The sequence below is a fragment of the Tenacibaculum amylolyticum genome (assembly GCF_964511145.1).
GTDB lineage: Bacteria > Bacteroidota > Bacteroidia > Flavobacteriales > Flavobacteriaceae > Polaribacter > Polaribacter amylolyticum.
The window spans coordinates 1-1,065 of record NZ_CAZEFZ010000034.1 but is presented as its reverse complement, the minus strand read 5'-3'; the positions used below and the strand labels follow the sequence as shown (position 1 = coordinate 1,065).

Genomic DNA, 1,065 nt, shown 5'->3' with positions numbered 1-1,065 from the left:
GGTGGAGGAAACTTTACAATTGACAATTTCTATATTTCTGGAGTTGATTTAGGTGTTAAAGTAAAAGACACTGATAATGAAGCAGCTACAAGAATTGAAGCTAATGATTTAGTAATGACAAACGTACAGTTTGCAGAAAATACTTCTGGATTTGAAATGACTGATTACACAGGGGCAAATCAATCTTTTATTTCTCAAGGTGTAACTACTGGTGCTGGTAATGGTGCTGCTGCTCCAGACTGGACTGCTGGTTGGACTAGAGGGTTAAGCAATAGTGGTGTAACTTCTGAAAACTTAGCTGGAGAAGTAACTGGTAATGTTACTTTAAATGCAAGTATTGAATATAAATTAACAAGTGCTTTTGTTGTAAAAGATGGTGGTAAATTAACTATCCCAGCTGGAACAACTATTAAAGCTACTGGAGGAACTTCTGCATACATAGCTGTTGCTCAAGGAGGTCAAATCTTCGTAGAAGGTACTGCTTCTAATCCAGTAATCATGACTTCTGGTGCAGCTTCACCTGCTCCAAAAGATTGGGGTGGATTGGTAGTTTGTGGTAAAGCTCCAACAAATATTGGTGCTGTTGCTACTTCTGAAGTTGCTGGTTTAACATACGGTGGTTCTACAACTGATGATAATTCAGGATCTATTCGCTACTTAAGAATTGAATATACAGGAGCTACTTTTAACTCTTCTAAAGAGTTTAACGGACTTTCTTTATTCGGTGTAGGTAATGGAACTACGGTAGAGTATGTACAATCTTTTGAAGGTGGAGATGATGGAATCGAATTCTTTGGAGGTACAGTAAATGGAAGATACTTAGTTGCTACAAACTCTGGTGATGATTCTATTGACTTTGCTGACGGATGGGCTGGAACTGGTGAATATTGGTATATCTCAGGAAGTGCTAAAGCTGGTATCGAAGGTTCAAATAATGGTAACGATGGAAATGCTACTCCTGTAACTAATGCAACTTTAAGTAATATTACTGTTGTAGGCCCTGTTACTGAAGGTGCTTTATTCTACAAAGAAGGTGGAGGAAACTTTACAATTGACAATTTCTAT

Annotated in this window: 1 protein-coding gene; it reads left to right on the top strand. The window is 37.7% G+C overall.

The features are described 5' to 3' along the window. The coding region (locus ACKTTC_RS11835) for a hypothetical protein (RefSeq protein WP_408040044.1) at positions 1 to 1,065 on the top strand (1,065 nt) is incomplete at both ends.